The following is a 20,759-nucleotide window of genomic DNA, read 5'->3' as shown; positions in this document are numbered from 1 at the left end:
TGATCGGGACGCGGGCCCGCCCCTCAGGGCCGGCCCGCGGCCTTGACCTCCACCGGGATGCCGTTGAGCACGCTGTTGCCCGACAGCGGGTCGATCGCGAACTCGTCGGTGAGCACGTTGCTGTTCACCCCCGGGTGGGCGGCGGCGACCGCCATCCGGGTCCCCGGCAGGTCATGACCCCACCCGTGCGGCAGGCTCACCACGCCCGGCATCACCCGGTCGGTGACCTCCACCGGCGCCGACACCGAGCCGGCCCGCGACACCACCCGGGCGTCGTCGCCGTCGGTCAGCGCCAGCCGGGCCGCGTCGTCGGGATGGATCTGCAGCGTGCACCGGTCGCGTCCCTTCACCAACGCCGGCACGTTGTGCATCCAGCTGTTGTTGGAACGCAGGTGGCGGCGGCCGATGAGGACCAGGTCGTCGCGCTGGCGGTCCAGGGCGGCGCGGAGCCGTTCCACGTCCGCCGCGATCGGCGCCGGGCACAGCTCGACCGTGCCGCTCGGGGTCTGCAGCACCTCCGGGATGCGCGGGCGCAGCGGGCCCAGGTCCACCCCGTGCGGCTCGGCCAGCAGGCGGGCCAGCGACAGCCCGTCGGGCCGGGCACCGAAACCGTCACCGTACGCGCCGGTGCGCAGCGCCACGTCGAGCAGGCGCTCCGCGGGATGCTCGCCGTCCACCATGGCCCGCAGCTCGGCCACCGTACGCTCGGCCGACGGCGCGGCGGCCACGACCCGCTGCAGCGCCTGTTCCAGCATCCGCTCGTGCAGCACCGCCGGGTCGGCGTCGGCGCCCTGGCCGGTGACCAGCAGCGTGAGCCGCGCCAGGATGTCGCACTCGTCCATCCCCCCGCCGTCGGCGGGCAGCACCGGCGGCGAGTACGCCGCGAAGTTGCGCACCGCCAGCGCCAGGAACGAGAAGTCGTAGTGCCCCTTGCGGGCGGCGTCGGTGGGCGGCAGCACCACGTCGGCGTGCCGGGTGGTCTCGTTCAGGTACGGGTCGACGCTGACCATGAAGTCCAGCCCGGCCAGCGCCCGGTCCAGCCGCCCCGAGTTCGGCGTGGACAGCACCGGGTTGCCGGCCACGGTGACGAACGCCCGGACCTGCCCGTCGCCCGGCGTCTCGATCTCGTCCGCGAGCGTGGCGACCGGGAACTCGCCCTTGACCTCGGGCAGCCCCCGGACCCGGCTGTGCCAGCGGCCCACCGTGAACCCCTTGCCGCCGGAGCGCGCGTGCGGGCGCAGGTGCGCGGCCAGCGGGAACATGACCCCGCCGGGCCGGTCGAGGTTGCCCGTGAGCACGTTGACGACGTCGACGAGCCAGCTGGTCAGCGTGCCGAACTCGACCGTGCAGGTGCCGATGCGGCCGTACACCGCGGCGGTGGGTGCGGCCGCCAGTTCGCGGGCGAGGCCGCGGATCCGCTGCGCGGGCACCCCGCACGCCGCCGCCACCCGTTCCGGGGTGAACGGTTTGGCCAGCTCACCGACCTGGGACAGGCCCGTGACATGGCCGGCGAGCGCGCCGAGGTTAACCAGGTGTTCGGTGACCAGCGTGTGCACGATGCCGAACAGCAGGTACGCGTCGGTGCCCGGCCGGATCGCGACGTGCTCGTCGGCGTGCTCGGCCGTCCGGGTCCGGCGCGGGTCGACCACGATGAACCGGCCGCCGCGCGCCTGCAGCGCCTTGAGCCGGCCGGGGAAGTCCGCCGCGGTGGCCAGGCTGCCGTTGGACTCCCACGGGTTCGCGCCGAGCATCAGCAGCAGATCCGTACGGTCCACGTCGGGCACGGGGATGGCCAGGGGGCTGCCGTACAGATAGCCGCAGGACACGTGCTTGGGCATCTGGTCGACCGTGCTGGCGGAAAAGATGTTGCGGCTGCCCAGGGCACGCAGCAGCGGCGAGAGGTAGAGCCCGCCGGCCATCGTGTGCACGTTGGGGTTGCCCAGGTACACCGCGACCGACTGGGGGCCGTGGCGCTGCAGGATCGGGCCGAGTCCCGCCTCGATCGCGCGGAACGCCTCCGCCCAGCTGACCTCCTCGTGCCGCTCGCCGCGGCGCACCAGCGGGCGGCGCAGCCGGTCCGGGTCCGCCGACAGCTGCCCGAACGTGGCGCCCTTGGGGCACACGAAGCCGTGGCTGAAGACGTGCGCGGAGTCGCCGCGCGCCGCCACGATCCGGTCGTCGGCGACCGTGAGCTCCAGGCCGCAGGCCGCCTCACACAGCGGGCAGGTCCGGTACGCCGTACGGGTCTCGCCGGGCATGGTGTCACCAGCCTTCCGGGCCGCCACACCGCGGCCCACGCCTTGTTACCCGCGGGTATCGTGCCACGGCCGGGCGGGGGTGTCACCAGCCGGCCGCATTCCCGACCTCGCGGCGGGGGTCAGACCGTGCCGGGACGGCCCCGCAGCGCCTGGCGTCCCCAGCGGTCGACGCAGTAGCTCAGCGCGTCGTCGAGGGCCAGTTCCCGGGTCGAGTTCCCGACCCGCACGTACAGGGTGACCGGCTGGCCCTTGCCGGGCCGCAGGAACACCGGGTGCGCGGCGGGCGGGGCGGTGACGACGCAGACGTCGTGTCCGTCCACGGCGGCGAAGCTGACCTGGATGGCGGCGCAGGCGGGAGCGCCGATGCAGGCGATGAGCATGTCGCGCAGCCACAGCTCGAAGTAGTCCCGGTTCGGCGCCTTGATCAGCGGATAGTCGTCCTCGATGCCGGTGATCGTGCCGTCGTCGGCGACGCCGATCAGCAGGATGCCGCCCTCGGCGTTGAGGAATCCGGCCACCGACTTGGCGATGACCTGCTCGACGCGTTCGTCGCGCTGCCGGGTGTGCCGGTTGTAGCGGGCCGACGACTTGAACTCGATGTGGTGGGACTCGCCACCGGCGATCAGCTCGGGCACCGTCCCGCGTGGCAGCCGCCGCCGGGCCTGCCAGCGTTCCATCCCCAGTAGTGCCGCCACGGTGACGCCGACCGCGACCGCCCCGGCGACCACCGGCAGCTGACGGTCCGCGCTGCGCCCGACGCCGCCGACGACGCTTCCGCAGGCCGCGCCGAGCAGCCCGGCGACGACGGCGTCGGACCAGGACAGGCTGATCCGGCTGCGCAGCACGAGACGTCCCAGCGCGCCCAGACCCAGTCCCAGACCGATCGCGACGAGAATCGCCCACGTCTGGTACGCCATGATCCCCTGACCTCACGACTCGGACAGTGATCATCCTGTCACGCTGCGGCGTGCGGCGGGGGCGGCTCGCCCGGGCCACCCGCCAGGGGTCGGGCACAATCGCGGGGTGACACGAACGCAGGGTGACGCCCAGGCGCCACACCAGACGGCCTCGCTCGACCACTTCACCAACCTGTACCTGGCCAAGGACGACCCGTGGGACACCGCGACCAAGTGGCACGACCAGCGCAAGTACGCGGTCGCCGTGGCGAGCCTGCCGCGCGAGCGGTACCGCCGCTGCTACGAGCCGGGCTGCTCGATCGGGCTGCTGACCCGCCTGCTGGCGCCGCGCTGCGACGAGATCCTCGCGGTCGACTGCGTCAGCGCCGCGGTGGAGCAGGCCGCCGGCGCGGTCCGCGAGTTTCCGCACGTCCGGGTCCGGCAGGCGATGCTGCCCGCCGACCTGCCGGACGGCACGTTCGACCTGATCGTCGTCGGTGACCTGCTGTACTACCTGTCCGCCGGGGACCTGCGCGCCCTGCTCGACGGCCTGTTCGACCGGCTGGAGCCGGGCGGTGACCTGGTGGCGGTCCACTTCCGCGACCGGCAGGGCGGCAACTACGACGGCTTCAACGTGCACGAGACCCTGGCCGCGCGGCCGGGTCTGCGGCGGCTGGTCCACCACGAGGACGAGTGGTTCGTGCTGGACGTGCTGCGCCGCGAGACCCCCGAGACCTGAGCGGCCCGTCCGGTCGTGCACCCTCGGCCGCCGGGCGCAGCGGCGCACCCTCAGGCGAGCGGCCAAGCGCTGAGATGGTCGTACGTCGGTTGCGGGCCGAGGTGGCTGCGCACCAGCACCATGCTGTCGACCGACCACTGCGGACCGTGGTATCCGGCCAAGTCCTCCCGGTCCGCCGCGACCTCGGCGGGGTCCAGCCTCTCGCCCGGCCGGGCCACGGTCAGGTGCGGCTTGAACGGCCGCTCATCGTAGGGCAGCCGGTCGCGTTTGAACTCCCGCCGCACCTGCTTCGACAGCCGCTGCACCGCGTCGAGGTCGCCGTCCACGCCCACCCACAGCACGGTGAACCGCCCCCGCCCGAACCGGCCGCCACCGGACAGGCGCAGCCGGGGCGCACCAGACCCGGCCGCCCGCCAGCCGTCCGCCGTGCGCCGCAGCGCCTCGGACACCGCCGGGGCGCGCTCGTCGGGCACCTCGCCCAGGAACGCCAGCGTGACGTGCCAGGTCTCGCGCCGGGCCAGCCGGATGTTGACGCCCTGCCGTGCCGCCGCGCTCACCCGCAGCCCGTCGAGCCGCAGCGCCAGGTCGTCGCACACCTCCGGCGGCGGGTAGGCCGCGACGAACAACCTCATGGCAGCACAGTACGGCTCAGGTCGGCGACGCGGGTTTCCCGCTTGTGGTGGGAGGTCCACGTCCACCGGTCGACGCTGGCAACCGCACCCGTCCGTGGGTCGCCCCATGGGGTGAGTTCGCTGGTTCGGTCGCCGTCACCGGCGCGGTCGTTCGTAGCGTCGGCCCCGTGCCGAAGTCATTGTTGATCATGGCGACCGTGCTGCTGCTCGCCGGTCCTGCGGCGGCCGTGGCCACTCCCGCCGCCGCTGCCGCCGGGCCCGCCGCGGCCACTCCCGCCACCGCCGGGCCCGCCGCGGCCGGGACCGCCCGCCGCTCGGTGTGGCATGTGGTCGCGCCCGGCGAGACCATGGCCGGGATCGCCGCCGCCAACGGGCTGCGGGTCGCCGACGTCGGCCGGTGGAACCAGATCGTCCCGCCCTACCCGGTGCACGTGGACGAGACGTTGCGGCTGACCCCGCCGACCTCCCGCATGCCGAGCTGGCGGACCCGGGTCGAGCCGGTCACCCCCGAGTCCGTGAGCTGGAATCCGGCCTACCGGTGCCCTGTGCCGCCGCAGGACCTGCGCCGGATCTGGGTGTCCTACATCGACTTCCGCGGTGAGTACCACGACGGCAGCATCGTGATGCACAAGAACCTGGTGACGCAGACCCAGCAGGCGTTCGCGACGTTGTTCCGGTGGCGCTTCCGGATCATGGCGATGGCCCCGCTGTGGCTGAACCTGCCGGGCCAGACCGACACCAGCATCGCGACCTCCGGGTACGCCTGCCGCCGCGTCGCGGGCAGCCGGGTCTGGTCGCAGCATGCGTACGGCGTGGCGATCGATCTCAACCCGCTGCAGAACCCGATGGTGCGCGGCGCCCTGCTCGACCCGCCCGCCGCCGGGCGCTGGGTACGGCGCAACCAGTACCTGATCGGCATGGTGCACGCCGAGGGCGCGGTCCGCGCGCTGACCGGCAACGGGTTCGCCTGGGGCGGGCGGTGGCGCACCCTCAAGGACTACCAGCACTTCAGTACGACCGGCCGGTAGCCGGCCGCTCGGGGCATGGGCGCACCATGACTCCCATCGGGGTAGGCACCGCCGCGAAACGTACCCGTCATATTGACCTCACCGGAAGTGATTGAGCAGTATCGGGCGGTGATGCCCCTTGGTGGGCCGGAAGACCTCGAAGGAGGACGGCATGCGCCCACGGTTCCCGTCGCCGCACCACGTCGTCCGGCGTCGCGTCGCGGGTCTCGCCGCGGCCGTGCTGGCGGTCTCCCTCGGCCCCGCGCAGGCGACGTCGCGGCCCAGCGCGCAGACCGTCACCGTCGCCGCCCAGCAGCCGGTCTACCGCGCCGCCGAGGGCGGCCAGGCGGCCGTCGCCGTCGTCGTCACCACCTCGGACGGCAGCCCCCTGGCCGCCCCGGCGTCGGTGCGCTACGCCACCGGCTCCGGCACCGCCACGGCGGGGGTGGACTTCCCGGTGACCGACGGCACCCTCACCTTCCCCGCGGGCAGCGCGTCCGGCTCGGCGCAGCGGTTCACCCTGGCCGTGCCGCGCGACGGCGCCGCCGAGACCGCCGAGACCGTGCCGGTGAGCCTGCGCGCGGCGGCGGGCGCGACGGTGACCCGGCAGCCCGTCGTGATCATCGACGCCAACGGGCTGCCGTACCTCGACGCCGGGCTCGGCGTCGAGCGCCGGGTGGCCGACCTGCTGGGCCGGATGAGCCTGGCCGACAAGATCGGGCAGATGACCCAGGCCGAGCGCGCCGCGGTCGCCAAGGACCCCAGCCTGGTGGCGCAGTGGCGGCTGGGCTCGGTGCTGTCCGGCGGCGGTTCCGTGCCGACCCCGAACACCCCGGCCGCGTGGGTGCAGCTGGTCAACACCCTGCAGTCGTACGCCCTGAGCACCCCCCTGCAGATCCCCATGATCTACGGCATCGACGCGGTGCACGGGCACGGCAACGTGTCCGGCGCGACGATCTTCCCGCACAACGTGGGGCTGGGCGCCAGCCGCGACCCGGCCCTGGTGCAGGACGTCTACCACGCCACGGCCGCCGAGGTGCGGGCCACCGGCATCCCCTGGAACTTCGCCCCGTGCCTGTGCGTCTCGCGCGACGAGCGGTGGGGCCGCGCGTACGAGAGCTTCGCGGAGGATCCGGCACTGGTGGCCCGGATGGCCACGGCGGTGGACGGGCTGCAGGGCCCCGGCCGCTCCCGGCTGGCCGCCCCGGACGGCGTGCTGGCCACGGCGAAGCACTACGCCGGGGACGGCGACACCGAGTACGGCACCGGCTCCGGCAACTACACCATCGACCAGGGCGTCACCGTGACCGACCGGGCCGACTTCGCCCGCGTCGACCTGGCGCCGTTCCGGGCCGCGGTGCGCGAGCACGGCGTGGGCAGCGTGATGCCGTCGTTCTCGAGTGTGGACTGGACCGCCGACGGGGTCGGCAACCCGGTCAAGATGCACGCCAACCGGGAACTGATCACCGGGGTGCTCAAGCGCGACATCGGGCTCGACGGATTCCTGGTCTCCGACTGGGAGGCCATCCACCAGCTGCCGGACCCGGCCGCCCCGGCGGGCGAACCGAAGCCGACCGCCGGGCAGGTCCGCGCCGGGGTGAACGCGGGCACGGACATGTTCATGGAACCGCACACCGCCGCCCGGTTCCAGCAACTGCTGCGCGACGAGGTCACCGCCGGGCGGGTGAGCACGGCGCGGATCGACGACGCGGTGCGGCGCATCCTGCGCGCCAAGTTCGCGCTGGGGCTCTTCGAGCATCCGTACGCGCCCGCCGACCGGCTCGGCGAGGTCGGCAGCGCCGCACACCGCGCGCTGGCCCGGCGGGCGGCCGCCCAGTCCCAGGTGCTGCTGAAGAACCGGGGGCACGCCCTGCCGCTGCGCCCCGACGCGCGGATCTACCTGGCCGGGCGTACCGCCGACGACATCGGCAACCAGGCCGGCGGCTGGACGCTCGACTGGCAGGGCCGCTCCGGGGCCGCCTTCGCGGGCACCACGATCCTGGCGGGCATCCGCGAGGTGGCGCCCCGGGCCACCGTCACGTTCAGCGCGGACGCGTCCGCCCCGACCGCGGGCGCCGACATCGGCGTGGTCGTGGTGGGGGAGACCCCGTACGCGGAGGGGTACGGCGACGTGGGCGGCCCCGCCTGCACCTGGTGCACCCCGCCGCAGGCCGAGCCGAAGTCGCTGAGCCTGCAGCCGGGCGACCGGGCGGTGGTCGACAAGGTGTGCGCCGCGCTGCCCACCTGCGTGGTGCTGCTGGTCTCGGGCCGCCCGCAACTGGTCACCGACCAGCTCGGCGACATCGACGCGCTGGTCGCATCGTGGCTGCCCGGCGGCGAGGGCGCCGGGGTGGCCGACGTCCTGTTCGGCCGCCGCCCGTTCACCGGACGGCTGCCGATGACCTGGCCCCGCACCGCCGACCAGGTGCCGATCAACGTGGGCGACACCGACTACCGGCCGCTCTTCCCGTACGGATGGGGGCTGCGCACCGATCCGGGCCGCGACCGGGTCGCCTCGGCCGGGGGCGCGAACCCGGCCCCGACGCTCGCCGCGCTGCTGGCGCCCGGCCGGTGGCAGCCCGACGCCACCCTGCGCGCCGACGCGGACACGGTGGATGTGGCGCGGCGGGCGCTGACCGCGCCGGGGACCACCGCTGCGGGGCGCGACGCGGTGCTGTCCGTGCTGCGCGACGCCGCCCAGGCGCGGGCGGAGGCCGGGGGCGCACCCCCGCGGTGGGCGGCGCTGATCGCCGACGCCGACCACGCGGAGGCGACCGGCGCGCCCGGCCGCTCCGGCGCCCTGCTGGCCCAGGTGATCACCGGATAGCCGGGCCGGTGCCTCCCGGGCATCAGGACGGGGCGCCCACCCAGACGGTCTTGAGGTTGCAGAATTCGCGGATGCCGGCCGCCGACAGCTCCCGGCCGTACCCGGAGTCCTTGATCCCGCCGAACGGCAGCTGCGGGTACGAGGTGACCATGCCGTTGACGAACACCGCCCCCGCCTCCAGGTCGGTGATCAGGCGCTCCTGCTCGGCCGGGTCGCTGGTCCAGGCGTTGGCGCCCAGCCCGAACGGCGTGGCGTTGGCCAGCGCGACCGCCTCCCGGTACGAGTCCACCCGGTACACCGCGGCGACCGGGCCGAACACCTCCTCGGCGAACATGCGCATCTCCGCCGTGACGTCGGTCAGCACCGTCGGCGGGTAGAACCAGCCCGGTCCGGCGGGTGGTTCGCCGCCGCAGCGCAGCGTGGCGCCCCGGCCGACCGCGTCGCGGACCAGCGCGTCCACGTCGCTGCGGCCCTGCCGGGTGGCCAGCGGCCCCACGTCGGTGCCCGCGGCCGCCGGGTCACCGACCCGCAGGCCCGACATGTGCGCGACGAACCGGTCCACGAACGCGTCGTACACGTCGGTGTGGACGATGAACCGCTTGGCCGCGATGCACGACTGCCCGTTGTTCTGGCAGCGGGCCGTCGTGGCCACCTGGGCGGCACGGTCCACGTCCGCCGAGGGCAGCACCACGAACGGGTCGCTGCCACCCAGCTCCAGCACGGTCTTCTTCAGCGCCTGCCCGGCCCTGGCGGCGACGGCCCGGCCCGCGGCCTCGCTGCCGGTGAGGGTCGCCGCGCGGACCCGGGGATCGCTCAGCACGTCCGCGACCGCCTCCGACCCGATCAGCAGGGTCTGGAACGCGCCCGCCGGGAAGCCCGCGCGGGTGAACAGCTCACCCAGGTACAGGGCGGTCTGCGGGACGTTGGACGCGTGCTTGAGCAGGCCGGTGTTGCCCGCCATCAGCGCCGGGGCGGCGAAGCGCATCGCCTGCCACAGCGGGAAGTTCCACGGCATGATCGCCAGCACCGGACCCAGCGGCTGATACCGGGCGTACGCGCGGGCCGCGCCGACCGCCCCGGCGTCGGCCTGCTCGTCGGCGAGGAAACCCTCGGCGTGCTCGGCGTAGAACCGGCAGGCCGCCGCGCACTTGAGCACCTCCGCCCGGGCGGCCGGCAGGATCTTGCCCATCTCCAGGGTGACCAGGGCCGCCAGGTCGTTCTGGTCGGCCTCCAGCAGCTCCGCGGCCCGGCACAGCCACGCCGCCCGCTGGGCGAATGTGGTGGCGCGCAGCGCGCGGAAGGCGCTCACCGAGCGGGCCAGCGCGGCGTCGATCTGCTCGGCCGGCATCGGGTCGAACTCCTTGATTACCTCGCCCGTCGCCGGGTTCGTCGTCGCGATCGCCATCCGGCACACCCCTTCCCCTCGTCGCCGGGTTGCCTACCCGTGCCCCGCCGCCAACCTGTGGAGTTCCCCGCTGGGCCGTTCCCATTCGACACCAGCGCGGATCGCCGCGCCCGGCCGGGTGGGGCGGCGAGTCCCCGCCGCGATCGAGGCGCGGGCGCGGGACAATCTGCGCGCGGACGCGGTGAAGGGCCGATCAGGGGCGGCGATGCTGGAAGGCGTACGGCTGGTGGATCACCACTGTCACGGCGTGGTGCGCGGGCCGCTGGACCGCGCGGCCTTCGAGCTGCTGGCCACCGAGTCCGACCGGCCCGCCCCGCCGGGATGCACCACCCTCGACTCGCAGCTCGGCTTCGCCATCCGCCGCTGGTGCGCCCCGCTGCTCGGGCTGGCCCCGCACGCCCCCGCCGAGGACTACCTCGCACGGCGCGACCAGCTCGGACCCGCCGAGGTCAACCGGCGTCTGCTCGGCGCGGCCGGGGTCGCCACGTTTCTGGTCGACACCGGCTTCCGGGCCGGGGACCTGCTGACCCCGGCCGAGCTTGGCGCGGCGGCCGGTGCCTCGGCGGCGGAGGTGGTCCGGCTGGAGGCCGTCGCCGAACGCGTCGCCGAGGGCGGGGTCAGCGCCGACGGCTTCGCCGCCGCGTACGCGGACGCGCTGGCCACCGCCACCACGGACGCCGTGGCGGTCAAGTCGGTGCTGGCCTACCGGCACGGCCTGGACATCGCGCCGGAGCCACCGACGGCCTCGCAGGTCCGGACGGCCGCCGGGCGCTGGCTGCGCCGGGCCGAGGCCGCACTCCCGCCCGGCCCGCGCGACGGGAGCCCGGGTGATGGGAGCCCGGGTGATGGGAGCCCGGGCGCCCGGGGTCTGCGGCTGGACGATCCGGTGTTGCTGCGGCATGTGCTGTGGGCCGGGGTGCAGCGCGGGCTGCCGGTGCAGATCCACACCGGATTCGGCGACCCCGACCTCGACCTGGCCCGCGCTGATCCGGCGCTGCTGACCGGCTTCCTGCGCGCGGTGGCCGACCGGGACGTCGCGATCATGCTGCTGCACTGCTACCCGTTCCACCGGCAAGCGGGCTACCTCGCCCAGGTTTTCCCGCACGTGTACCTCGACGTGGGGCTGGCGCTCAACCACGTCGGCGCGCGGGCGCCCGCGGTGCTGGCCGAGTCGCTGGAACTGGCCCCGTTCCACCAGGTGCTGTACTCCTCGGACGCGTTCGGGCTGCCCGAACTGCACCTGCTGGGCGCCGCGCTGTTCCGGGAGGCCCTCGCCGAGGTGCTCGACGGGTGGGTGGCGGCGGGCCGGTGGTCGGGCGCCGACGCGCGCCGGGTGGCGGACATGGTCGGCGCGGGCAACGCCGCACGGGTGTACCGGCTGGGCGACTGAGAGGAGCGGAGCATGTTCGCGGACCGGATGGGCGAGGGCGGCGCCACACGCGCGGAGGAACTGGCCGGACGGCTGCGCCTGGACGGCGTGCACGGCGTGGTGCTGCCGTACGTCGACACGGCCGGGGTGACCCGGATCAAGACCGTGCCGGTCGCCCGGCTGCCCCGGGCCGCCCGCTGGGGCGTCGGGATGTCGCCGGTCTTCGACGTCTTCCTCAGCGACGACTCGATCACCGCCACGGACCGGCTGGGCGGCCCTGACGGCGACCTGCGCCTGGTGCCCGACCTGGATCGGCTGACCGTCCTGGCGGCCCAGCCCGGCTGGGCGTGGGCGCCGGTCGACCGGTACACCCAGGCGGGGCAGGCCTGGCCCGGCTGCCAGCGCGGCTTCCTGCGGGCGATGACCGAGCGCGCGGACGCCGCCGGGCTGGGCTTCACCATGGCGATCGAGGTGGAGTGGGCGCTCGGCCGGGCGGGCACGGACGAGTTCGTCGCGGCCTGCGCCGGGCCCGCGTACGGTGCGACCCGGCTGGTGGAGTTGAGCGACTACGCCCGGGACCTGCTGTCCGCCCTGGACGCTCAGGGTGTCGAGGTGGAACAGCTGCACCCGGAGTACGCCGACGCCCAGTTCGAGCTGTCGGTCGCGGCCCGTGACCCGGTGGGCGCCGCCGACGACAGCCTGCTGGTACGCCAGACGATCCGGGCGGTGTCGCACCGGCACGGGCTGCGCCCGTCGTTCGCCCCGTCCGTGCTGGCGGGCCGGGTGGGCAACGGCGGCCACGTGCACCTGTCCGCCACCCGCGACGGCCGCAACCTGTTCACCGGTGGCCCGGGTCCGCACGGGCTGACCGCCGAGGCGGAGGCGTGCGCGGCGGGCATCCTGGACCTGCTGCCCGCGTTGCTGGCGATCGGCGCGCCGTCGGTCGCGAGCTACCTGCGGCTGGTGCCGTCGCACTGGGCGGGGGTGTTCGCCTGCTGGGGCCACGAGACCCGGGAGGCGGCCCTGCGCCTGATCACCGGGAACGCGGGCGCGGAGGACTCGGCGGCCAACCTCGAGGTGAAGTGCGTCGACCTGGCCGCCAGCCCGTACCTGCTGCTCGGTGCGCTGATCGGCGCGGCGCTCGACGGGCGGCGCCGGGAGCTGCGGCTGCCGCCGCCGGTTACCGGCGACCCGGCCCGGTTCGCCGCGGACGACCTGGCCGGGCGGGGGATCCGGCGGCTGCCGACGAGCCTGGACGAGGCGGCCGACGCCTTCGCCGCCGCGCCGCCGCTGCGGGAGGCGCTGGGTGATCTGCTGGCCGACGCGGTGCTGGCGGTGCGCCGGGCGGAGGCGCAGCGCCTGCGCGGTGCGTCCGACGAGGAGGTGGCGGCCGCGCTGCGGTGGATCTACTGACCTGTCTTGCCGGATATCTTGTTAGGCAATATATTGTGGTCATGGCTGCCAGGGCGATGACCGAACCCGCGTTCTTCATCCTCACCGCGCTGGTCGACGCGCCCCGGCACGGCTACGGCATCGTCGGCGAGGTCGTCGACCTGTCCGGCGGCCGCGTCCGCCTGAAGATCGGCACGCTGTACGGGGTGCTCGACCGGCTCGTCGCCGACGGCCTGGTCGAACTCGACCGCGAGGAACCGCACCAGGGCAGGCTGCGCCGCTACTACCGGCTCACCGACTCGGGTCTCGACGCGCTGAGCACCGAGGCGACCCGGCAGGCCGCCAACGCCGAGGCCGCCACCCGGCGGCTGGGCGCACACCGCGCCGCCACCGCAGGAGGAATCGGATGAGCAGTCTGCTGGAGCAGCGGTACCGCACGGTGCTGCGGTTGCTGCCCGCCGACTACCGGCAGGCCTGGGGTGACGACATGGTGGCCTCCTTCATGCAGGCCGCGTACGCCGCCGCCCCCGAGGACCCCGAGGGCGTGGAGATCAGCCGGCCGAGCTTCGCCGAGGCGGCCAGCATCGCCGCCCTGGCGCTGCGCCTGCGCCTCGGCGGGTCCGGCGCGGCCCCCCGCCCGTTCTCCTGGGGCGAGGCGGTACGCCGCGTCGCGCTGATCGGGCTGCTGGCCCAGGCGGCCGGCGCGCTGTCCGGCGTCATCCTGCTGACCTGGGCGCTCAAGCAGCTGCCGGGCGCCATGCCGTTGCCCGACGCGACGCCGGCGTTCGGGGGCAACCGCTGGCTGGCACTGTGGAGCTTCACGGTTCTGCTGTGGCTCCCGGCGTACCTGTCGGCGGTGCACGGCCATCACCGCGCGGCCCGCCTCCTGGCCGCGGTGGCCTTCCTGCCCGTGCTGGTCGGCGGCGTCCTGACGATGACCGACGCGGCGCAGGGCGGGGTCACCGCCACGCGGGTGGCCTGGCTGGTCTTGCCCGCCGTGCCGCTTCTCGCCCTGGCCGCCTTCGGCCCGGACGCACCGCGGATGCGCACCCGGCCGTGGCTGATCGCGCTGCCCGTCGGCACGGTGGTCCTGGTCGCCGTCGGACTGGCCGCCCAGCCCTGGCCGGGCCGGGAGCAACTGGTCCTGGCGCTCGCCGACTGGCCCGGGCTGTGGTCCGCCGGGGTGACGGCCGCCGCCGTGGCCTGCCTGAGCGTCGGACGCCGCGACCGCCTGCCGGTCTGGCCGCTGGCCCTGGCCCTGCTGGTGCCGCCCGTGCTGGCCCTGCGGGTGATCACCGTGCTGGACTACGTACGCATGGGCGCCTACACCCACGACACGGCCGTGGCGGTCACGATCGGTGTGATCCAGAGCGTGGTGCTGGTGACGGTCGGTGCCGTGCTGGCGGGCACCGCCGCCCACCGGCTGCGCCGCCTGCCCGCCCCCACGGACACCGCCCACCACCACACCGCCGCGACGACCGGCTGACGGCATCCCCCGCGAACCGGTGGGAAATCGTCTGAAAGGATCCAACGTGGACGACACCCACCCTGTTGCGGACCCGCCCAACCCCCGGGACCCTGATCCGGCCCTGCGCTGAATTGGGCGGACGCCGCAGCGCCAGGAGAGGCGGCGAGCGCGATGCGTGAGGACTTCCAGGACGAACTCACCCGGGTCAACCGCACGCTGGTCACGATGGCGAAGGCCGTGCGGGAGGCGATGCGGCAGGCCAGCAGCGCCCTGCTCACCTCCGATCACACGATGGCCCAGCAGGTGACCGCCCGCGACGCCGAGATCGACGTGCTCTACCGCGTCGTCGAGGACCGGGTCTACGACCTGGTCGCCCGCCAGCAGCCGGTCGCCGGTGAGCTGCGCAAGGTCCTCACGGCGTTGCAGGTGGCCGCCGACCTCGAACGCATGGGCGACCTGTCCGTACACGTGGCCCGCGCCGCGCTGCGCCGGCACCCGGCGCCCGCGGTCGTGCCGGAGCTGGCCGACCTGTTCCGCGAGATGAGTACGGTGGCCGACGGGCTGGCCGCCAAGATCGTCTCGGCGCTGGCCGACCAGGACGCGGTGCTGGCCGCCCAGCTCGACCGCGACGACGACGCCATGGACCACCTGCACCGGGAACTGTTCAGCGTCATGCTCAGCCCGCGCTGGCCACTGGGTGTCGAGGCGGCCATCGACGGCGCGCTGCTGGGTCGCTACTACGAGCGGTACGCCGACCACGCCGTCAACGTCGGCCACTTCGTGGTCTTCCTGGCCAGCGGCAAGGACGACTGAACCCCGGCAACGATGTGGAGTCCGGGTCAGCAGTGAACCCGAACTCTTCAAGATCGGCGACTCTCGACGACCGCCGCCACCTGTCGGCGGTCGTCGGGCAGGCGGTGGGTGAGGCCGCGGGCGTCGAGCAGTTGCAGCAGCGGCACCGCCACCCGGCGGGTGGTGTCCAGCGCCTGCCGCGCCGCGCTCAGCGTGAACGGCTGGGGCAGCCCCGCCAGCACGCCCGCCGCCCGCTCCGGCGTTCCGGCCCGCAGCACCACCTGGTCGGCCAGCCGCACCACCAGCCCGGCACGCACCGCCGCGGCGAGTTGCCTTGCTCCCAGGCCCAGCTCGGCCAGCCGGTGCGCCTCCGGCGCCGCGTACGGCCGCCCGCCGAGGTCCGCGAACGCGGTGTCGACGAGTGTGACCAGCTCCGGCGGCACCCCGGCCGTCCCGGCGGCGACCCGCCCGCCCCGCACCACCAGCGGCGGCTGGACCAGGGCGCCGACCAGCGCCCGGTCCGGCAGGCCGAGCAGGTGCCGCAGCGCCTCCGCCGGAATGCCCGGCTCCCACGGGCGCTGACCGGCGTACCGGTCCACCTCCTCGGCCAGCCGCTCCTGCAGCCGCGCCCAGTGCCGCCGATCCACCAGCCATTCACCGGCCGCCACGGGAGCCTCGACGGCGCCGGCTCCCGCCATCGCAGGACCGGCCTTCGCGCCGGGTCTCGTCATCGCGCCGGGTCTCGCGTCGGGTCTCGTCATCGCGCCGGGTCTCGCGTCGGGGGACTCACCCGCGGGTCGTTCGTCGGCGCCGGGCACGCCCATCGCGGCCAGGTCGGCGCGGCGGGCCAGCAGGCGGCGGCGCAGCTCACCGGCCAGATCGGCGGTGCCGTCCATCCCGGACAGTTGCGCCGCCCGGGCCGCCGCCGCGCCGCGCCGGGCCAGCCCCGGCGGCGCGACGTCGAGGACGGTCACCCCGCCCGCGACGTACCGTCGGCCCGGGTCGCGCAGCAGCGCCCGGTCGCCGATGCGCAGGGGCAGCGCGCCACCGAGCCGCAGCCGCGCGGTGTCGGCCCCGAGCGGCCGCACCCGGACCGGTACGGCCGCCGCCCCGGTGTGCAGCGTCAGCGTGGCGGGCAGTGCGGCGACCGGGCCGCCGTGCACCCGTACGTCGATCAGGTCGGTGCCGCGGAACCGGCCGGGGGTCAGCAGCGCGCCGCCCCGGCCGACGGCGGCGCGTTCGACGCCGCGCAGGTTGACCGCGACCCGGGCCACCGCGCCCACCTCGTCCACGGGTACGCCGAGCGCCTGCAGCCCGCGTACCCGCACCGGCCGGTGCGCGCCGGTGAGTTCCAGTTCGTCGCCGGTGCGCAACCGCCCGGCGCCCAGGGTGCCGGTGACCACCGTTCCCGCGCCCTTGATCGTGAAGGCCCGGTCGATCCACAACCGCACCGGCGCCTCCCGGTCCGGCTCCGGCAGCCGGGCCACCAGCCGGTCCAGCGCGGCCCGCAGCTCGTCCAGGCCCGCGCCGGTGACCGCGCTGACCGCCACCGCCGCCACGGTGCCCAGCGCGGTCCGGCCGATCTCGGCCCGCGCCTCGGCGACGGCGGGCCCGGGGTCGGCGAGGTCGGCGCGGGTCACCACCAGCAGCCCGTGCCGGACCCCGAGCGCGTCGAGCGCGGCCAGATGCTCCGCGGACTGTGGCATCCAACCCTCGTCGGCGGCGACCACCACCATCGCGGCGGGCACCGGGCCGACCCCGGCCAGCATGTTCGGCACGAACCGTTCGTGGCCCGGCACGTCCACGAACGCCACCGTGGCGCCCGAGGCCAGTGTCGTCCAGGCGAAGCCCAGGTCGATGGTCATGCCGCGGCGGCGTTCCTCGGCCCAGCGGTCCGGTTCCATCCCGGTCAGCGCGCGCACCAGTGTGGACTTGCCGTGGTCGACGTGCCCGGCGGTCGCGACGACGTGCACCTCAGCGCCCCGCCACGGCCCGTACGGCGGCCACCAGCGCCGGGTCGGCGTCGGGGGGCACGCAGCGCAGATCCAGCAGCAGGCGGCCCCGCTCGATGCGCCCGACCACCGGGGTGGCGCCCTGGCGCAGCGGTGCCGCGTACTCATGGGGCAGCGACAGCGCCCACGACGGCAGCTCGGCCTCCGGCGCGCCGCCCCCGCCGACCACCGCGACGGATTCGACCACGGTGACGTCGATCCCGGCCGCGGCGAGCGGCGCCCGGGCGCGTTCCGTGCGCGTACGCAGGGCGCCCGGATCCGCGCGCAACGCCCGCCAGGTCGGTGTCTCCGGTCCCGTCACGGTGGCCTGCAACGCGGCCAGGGTGAGCTTGTACACCCGCAGCGCGCGGGCCAGCGGGTGGCGGCGTAGCCGCTCGACCACCGCGCGTTCGCCCAGCAGCAGGCCCGCCTGCGGGCCGCCGAGCAGCTTGTCACCGCTGGCGATGACGAGGTCGGCGCCCGCGCGCAGGGTGCTCGCCGCGTCCGGCTCGTCCGGCAGCAGCGGCTGCGGGGCCAGCAGGCCGGAACCGATGTCGGCGACCACGGGTACGCCGAGCCCGGTCAGCCCGGCCACCTCGACGGCGCCGGTGAAGCCGCGCACCACGAAGTTGGACGGGTGCACCTTGAGGATGAAGCCGGTGTCCGGGCCGACCGCGTTGGCGTAGTCCGCGCGGGTGGTGCGGTTCGTGGTGCCCACCTCGCGCAGCCGGGCGCCGGTGGACACCAGCAGCTCGGGCAGCCGGAACCCGTCACCGATCTCGACCAGCTCGCCACGGCTCAGCACGATCTCGCGGCCCGCGGCCAGCGCGGTCGCGGCGAGCACCAGCGCGGCCGCGCCGTTGTTGACCACGTGCACGTCCTGCGCGTCGGGGACCGCCGCCGCCAGCGCGGCCAGCGCCGAGCGGCCCCGGCGGGCGCGGCGTCCGGACGCCAGGTCCAGCTCGACGTCCGTGTGACCGGCGGCGGCCGCGACGGCCGCGCGGGCGGCCTCGGACAGATCTGCCCGCCCGAGGTTGGTGTGCAGCACGACGCCGGTCGCGTTGAGCACCGGCCGCAGCCCGCCCGGCGTGGGCGGCAGCGCCGCCACGGCGGCGTCCGGGACCTGCTCCGGGGCCAGCTCGCCCGCGCGGGCCCGCTGCTGGGCCGCGGCCACGGCCGCCCTCACCGGGGTACGGCCCAGCCGCGCGACCGCGTCGACCAGGCGCGGATCCGTCAGCACCGCATCGGTACGCGGCACCCGCCGTCGCGGGTCCACCGTGGCCTCCGGCACGCGCCGCCTCCTTCACCGCCGAGGCGACCGGGCGTCCGCCTCGGACAAACCGTAGCCGCGGCGGCGCGTGGGTCCGGTACCGCCGGGCCCGCTCAGTCGTCCTTGATGCCCGCGACGATCGCGGTCAGGTCCGCGGTGCGCTGCGGCGTCCACCCGTCCGGCGGGGCGATGGCGGCCCAGGCGTCCACCGGCGCCGCGCCGTAGCTGTGCCCGTGCCCGGCGGGCACCCCGGTGGAGAACGCCATGTCCGCGGTCACCTGCCAGAACGTCACGAACGGGTACCAGCGCATGGCGGGGGACACGTCGCCGCCGCGCGGCTCCGCCAGCCAGTCGGGCCGGTTGACCATCAGCTTCGGCGACCACCACACGATCGGGTCCGACGGGTGCTGCAGGTACACCACCCGTGGGTTCTCCCAGGCGTCCGGCGGGTTGGCCAGGTCGGTTGCCGGGTCACCGGCGAAGCGGACCGTGGCGCCGTGCTCGTAGACGGGCAGGATCTCGGTGCTGCCCGGGTCCCGGTCGGCGACGTACTCGCGCCACAGTTCGTTGCGGTTGGGCGGGCCGGTCAGCAGCATCCCGTCGACCCGGTTGCGGATGTCGTCCGCGCCGCCGAACGCGGACTCCGCACCGAACGAGCCGAGGCTCTCGCCGAACACCAGCAGCTTCGGCCGCTGGTTCAGCGGCAACTTCGACCATTCGCCGTACACGGCGTTGAACAGGTCGCGGCCCGCCGCCCGGGCGCGTTCCTTGTCCACCAGGAACGAGATCCAGCTCGGCAGGTACGAGTACTGCATGCTCACCATCGCGGTGTCGCCGCCGTACATGTACTCCAGCGGCTCGATCGCCTGCTCGTTCACCCAGCCCGTACCCGTCGTGGTGATCACGACCAGGACCTCGCGGTCGAACCCGCCGGTGCGCTGCAGTTCCCGGACCGCCAGGGCGGCCCGGTCCCGGGAGTCCGCGGCCGAGTCCAGCCCGGCGTACACCCGGATGGGGTGACGGACGCCGAGGCCGCCGAAGGCCCGCAGCTCGTCGTCGCTCGGGCCGCCCGAGACGAAGTTGCGGCCCTGCTTGCCCAGCGACGCCCAGGACACCACGGAGCCGGGGCCGCCGGACCGTGTCGGATCCTGCGGCGCGGCGACACCCGGCTCGGTCTCGCCGTTGATCTCCTTGAAGCTGTTGTCCGTGACGGTGAACAGCCCCTGCAGCACCACCCCGTTGAACACCCCGAGCGCCAGCGCGATCACCACGAGGCCCGCGATCACGGCGGCGGTGGACGCCGGGATCCACCGGCCGAGCAGCCGCCCGGCGGCGCGGGCCCCATCTCGCAGCAGCCGCATCAGCCCGACCAGACCCGCGCCGGTGAGCGCGGCGATCGGCAACACCACGAGGAACCCGGGCTGCGGCGGCGGGTCCATGCCCATCAGCCGGTAGACGTCGTGCTGCCAGCCCGAGCCGAGGAACATCATGACCACCACCGCGATCGCGGCGAGACCACCGAGGACCTGCCAGGCGAACCGCTCGGGGTGCGGCAACGGCCGGTTGACCAGCTTGCCGGCCAGCCACGCCGCCAGCACGCCCAGGCCGTACCCGATCGCCGCGGAGATCCCGCTGATCAGGCCCTGCAGCACGAACCCGCGCGGCAGCAGCGACGGGGTCAGCGACAGGCAGAACAGCGTCACCGCCCCGACCGTCCCGACGAAGCCGTAGTGCCACCGGTGCAACAGCCGCCACCACCAGCCACGTCGCGGCGCCGCCGGCTGTGCGGACTCCGCCTTGGTTTCCGTACGGGGTGTCGCGGCCGTCATCGCGTCCTCGCCCTCCTCGGTCCTGCCATGCCCGCCCTCACCGCGCCACCACCGCCGTGACGAGGACGCCCAGCCCGTTGATCGCCCAGTGCAGTCCGGCGGGGGCCAGCAGGCTCCCGCTGCGCCGCCGCAGCTCGCACAGCACGGCGCCGGCCGCAGCGGTGAACAGGACCGCCCCCAGCACCGCCAGCACCTGCCCCGTCCGGCCGCTACCGACGAGCGCGGTGACCGCCGGATTGACCTTGTTGAGGCGCAACGACGGCATCACGTGCCACAGCCCGAACAGCCCCGACGACACCAGCGTGGCCAGGGTCGGCCCCCGGGCGACGCGCACCAGCCCCCACAGCACGCCCCGGAACGCCACCTCCTCGAACAGGACCGTGCCGAGCGGGATCACCACGAACGCGGTCAGCAGCGCCGCGCCGGGGCCGTTGTCGTAGCGCTCGTCACGGAACGCGTCGCGGGTGGCGGGCAGCAGGGCCGCGACGACGTACACCGCGGCGACGGCGGCCGCGCACACCCCGGCGTACGCGGCGCCGCGCCGCCAGGAGTCGCGGCCCAGGCCCACGTCGTCCGCGCTCAGGCCCGCGGCACGGGCCCACAGCAGCAGCAGGAGGGCGCCGACGGGTCCGGCGACCAGCATCGAGTGGGCCGGCCCGTACCGTCCGATCAGGGAGACGGCCACCATCAGCGCGACAGCCCCGGCCACGGCGGGGGCGATCGCCACCCGGCGGGTCGAGGGCTGGGCTGTCATGCGTCAAGCCTGGTTGCGGCCGGGTGCGGCGGGATCACCCCCGCGGGATGATTGCCGCGCCCGCACCCTGGTGACCGCCGCGGGGCGGACGCGACGAGCCGCCCGGCGCGGTGCCGGGCGGCTCGTGGTG

16 protein-coding genes are annotated in these 20,759 nt (G+C 75.1%); 8 read left to right on the top strand and 8 right to left on the bottom strand.

Annotated features, from left to right (window positions below; translation table 11 throughout):
* Positions 1–23 precede the first annotated feature (23 nt).
* Together EV385_RS31730 and EV385_RS31725 are read right to left on the bottom strand one after the other, a co-directional pair.
* Complete coding sequence (locus EV385_RS31730) at positions 24–2,258, bottom strand: molybdopterin oxidoreductase family protein (RefSeq protein WP_130512780.1); 2,235 nt, start codon at positions 2,256–2,258, stop codon at positions 24–26.
* Between the two features lie 119 nt (positions 2,259–2,377).
* The gene (locus EV385_RS31725) at positions 2,378–3,175 is read right to left on the bottom strand and encodes an AlbA family DNA-binding domain-containing protein (protein WP_130512779.1); all 798 of its coding nucleotides are present in this window, start codon (positions 3,173–3,175) and stop codon (positions 2,378–2,380) included.
* 106 nt (positions 3,176–3,281) lie between these two features.
* Here EV385_RS31725 and EV385_RS31720 point away from each other — a divergent pair, with 106 nt between their 5' ends.
* The gene (locus EV385_RS31720) at positions 3,282–3,893 is read left to right on the top strand and encodes a class I SAM-dependent DNA methyltransferase (RefSeq protein WP_130512778.1); all 612 of its coding nucleotides are present in this window, start codon (positions 3,282–3,284) and stop codon (positions 3,891–3,893) included.
* Between the two features lie 50 nt (positions 3,894–3,943).
* Here EV385_RS31720 and thpR read toward each other — a convergent pair whose 3' ends face one another.
* The gene (gene thpR / locus EV385_RS31715; RefSeq protein WP_130512777.1) at positions 3,944–4,525 is read right to left on the bottom strand and encodes an RNA 2',3'-cyclic phosphodiesterase; all 582 of its coding nucleotides are present in this window, start codon (positions 4,523–4,525) and stop codon (positions 3,944–3,946) included.
* 167 nt (positions 4,526–4,692) lie between these two features.
* Between thpR and EV385_RS31710 the strand changes: the two genes are divergently transcribed.
* Positions 4,693–5,553: a M15 family metallopeptidase gene (locus EV385_RS31710; RefSeq protein WP_242625188.1), complete on the top strand. Its 861-nt coding sequence runs from the start codon at positions 4,693–4,695 to the stop codon at positions 5,551–5,553.
* Positions 5,554–5,704: 151 nt separating this feature from the next.
* Complete coding sequence (locus tag EV385_RS31705) at positions 5,705–8,359, top strand: glycoside hydrolase family 3 N-terminal domain-containing protein (RefSeq protein ID WP_130512776.1); 2,655 nt, start codon at positions 5,705–5,707, stop codon at positions 8,357–8,359.
* Between the two features lie 22 nt (positions 8,360–8,381).
* Here the strand turns inward: EV385_RS31705 and EV385_RS31700 are convergent, their stop codons facing one another.
* Complete coding sequence (locus tag EV385_RS31700) at positions 8,382–9,764, bottom strand: NADP-dependent succinic semialdehyde dehydrogenase (protein ID WP_130512775.1); 1,383 nt, start codon at positions 9,762–9,764, stop codon at positions 8,382–8,384.
* Here EV385_RS31700 and EV385_RS31695 point away from each other — a divergent pair.
* From EV385_RS31695 to phoU, 5 genes are all read left to right on the top strand, one after another.
* Entirely contained in the window at positions 9,721–11,154 is a 1,434-nt protein-coding gene (locus EV385_RS31695; protein WP_242625187.1) for an amidohydrolase family protein, read from the top strand. The genes EV385_RS31700 and EV385_RS31695 overlap by 44 nt on opposite strands.
* A 12-nt stretch (positions 11,155–11,166) precedes the next feature.
* Entirely contained in the window at positions 11,167–12,546 is a 1,380-nt protein-coding gene (locus EV385_RS31690) for a type I glutamate--ammonia ligase (protein WP_130512774.1), read from the top strand.
* Between the two features lie 41 nt (positions 12,547–12,587).
* A complete protein-coding gene (locus EV385_RS31685) occupies positions 12,588–12,935 on the top strand; it encodes a PadR family transcriptional regulator (protein ID WP_242625186.1) in 348 nt (115 codons plus the stop codon).
* Positions 12,932–14,011, top strand: a complete 1,080-nt coding sequence (locus tag EV385_RS31680) for a hypothetical protein (protein WP_130512773.1) — start codon at positions 12,932–12,934, stop codon at positions 14,009–14,011. The genes EV385_RS31685 and EV385_RS31680 overlap by 4 nt, the downstream gene beginning before the upstream one ends.
* Positions 14,012–14,164: 153 nt before the next feature.
* Positions 14,165–14,806, top strand: coding sequence for a phosphate signaling complex protein PhoU (gene phoU, locus EV385_RS31675; RefSeq protein WP_130512772.1), 642 nt, complete (start codon positions 14,165–14,167; stop codon positions 14,804–14,806).
* Between the two features lie 47 nt (positions 14,807–14,853).
* Here the strand turns inward: phoU and selB are convergent, their stop codons facing one another.
* From selB to EV385_RS31655, 4 genes are all read right to left on the bottom strand, one after another.
* Positions 14,854–16,758, bottom strand: a complete 1,905-nt coding sequence (selB, locus tag EV385_RS31670; RefSeq protein WP_130512771.1) for a selenocysteine-specific translation elongation factor — start codon at positions 16,756–16,758, stop codon at positions 14,854–14,856.
* Between the two features lies 1 nt (position 16,759).
* A complete protein-coding gene (gene selA / locus EV385_RS31665) occupies positions 16,760–18,067 on the bottom strand; it encodes an L-seryl-tRNA(Sec) selenium transferase (protein ID WP_242625185.1) in 1,308 nt (435 codons plus the stop codon).
* 92 nt (positions 18,068–18,159) lie between these two features.
* Complete coding sequence (locus EV385_RS31660) at positions 18,160–19,875, bottom strand: alpha/beta hydrolase (RefSeq protein WP_130512770.1); 1,716 nt, start codon at positions 19,873–19,875, stop codon at positions 18,160–18,162.
* A gap of 37 nt (positions 19,876–19,912) precedes the next feature.
* Positions 19,913–20,629, bottom strand: coding sequence for a CPBP family intramembrane glutamic endopeptidase (locus tag EV385_RS31655; protein ID WP_130512769.1), 717 nt, complete (start codon positions 20,627–20,629; stop codon positions 19,913–19,915).
* Between the last annotated feature and the right edge of the window lie 130 nt (positions 20,630–20,759).

Source organism: Krasilnikovia cinnamomea (assembly GCF_004217545.1).
In the GTDB taxonomy this organism is placed as follows: Bacteria; Actinomycetota; Actinomycetes; order Mycobacteriales; family Micromonosporaceae; genus Actinoplanes; species Actinoplanes cinnamomeus.
This window is presented reverse-complemented; position numbering and strand designations above follow the sequence as displayed.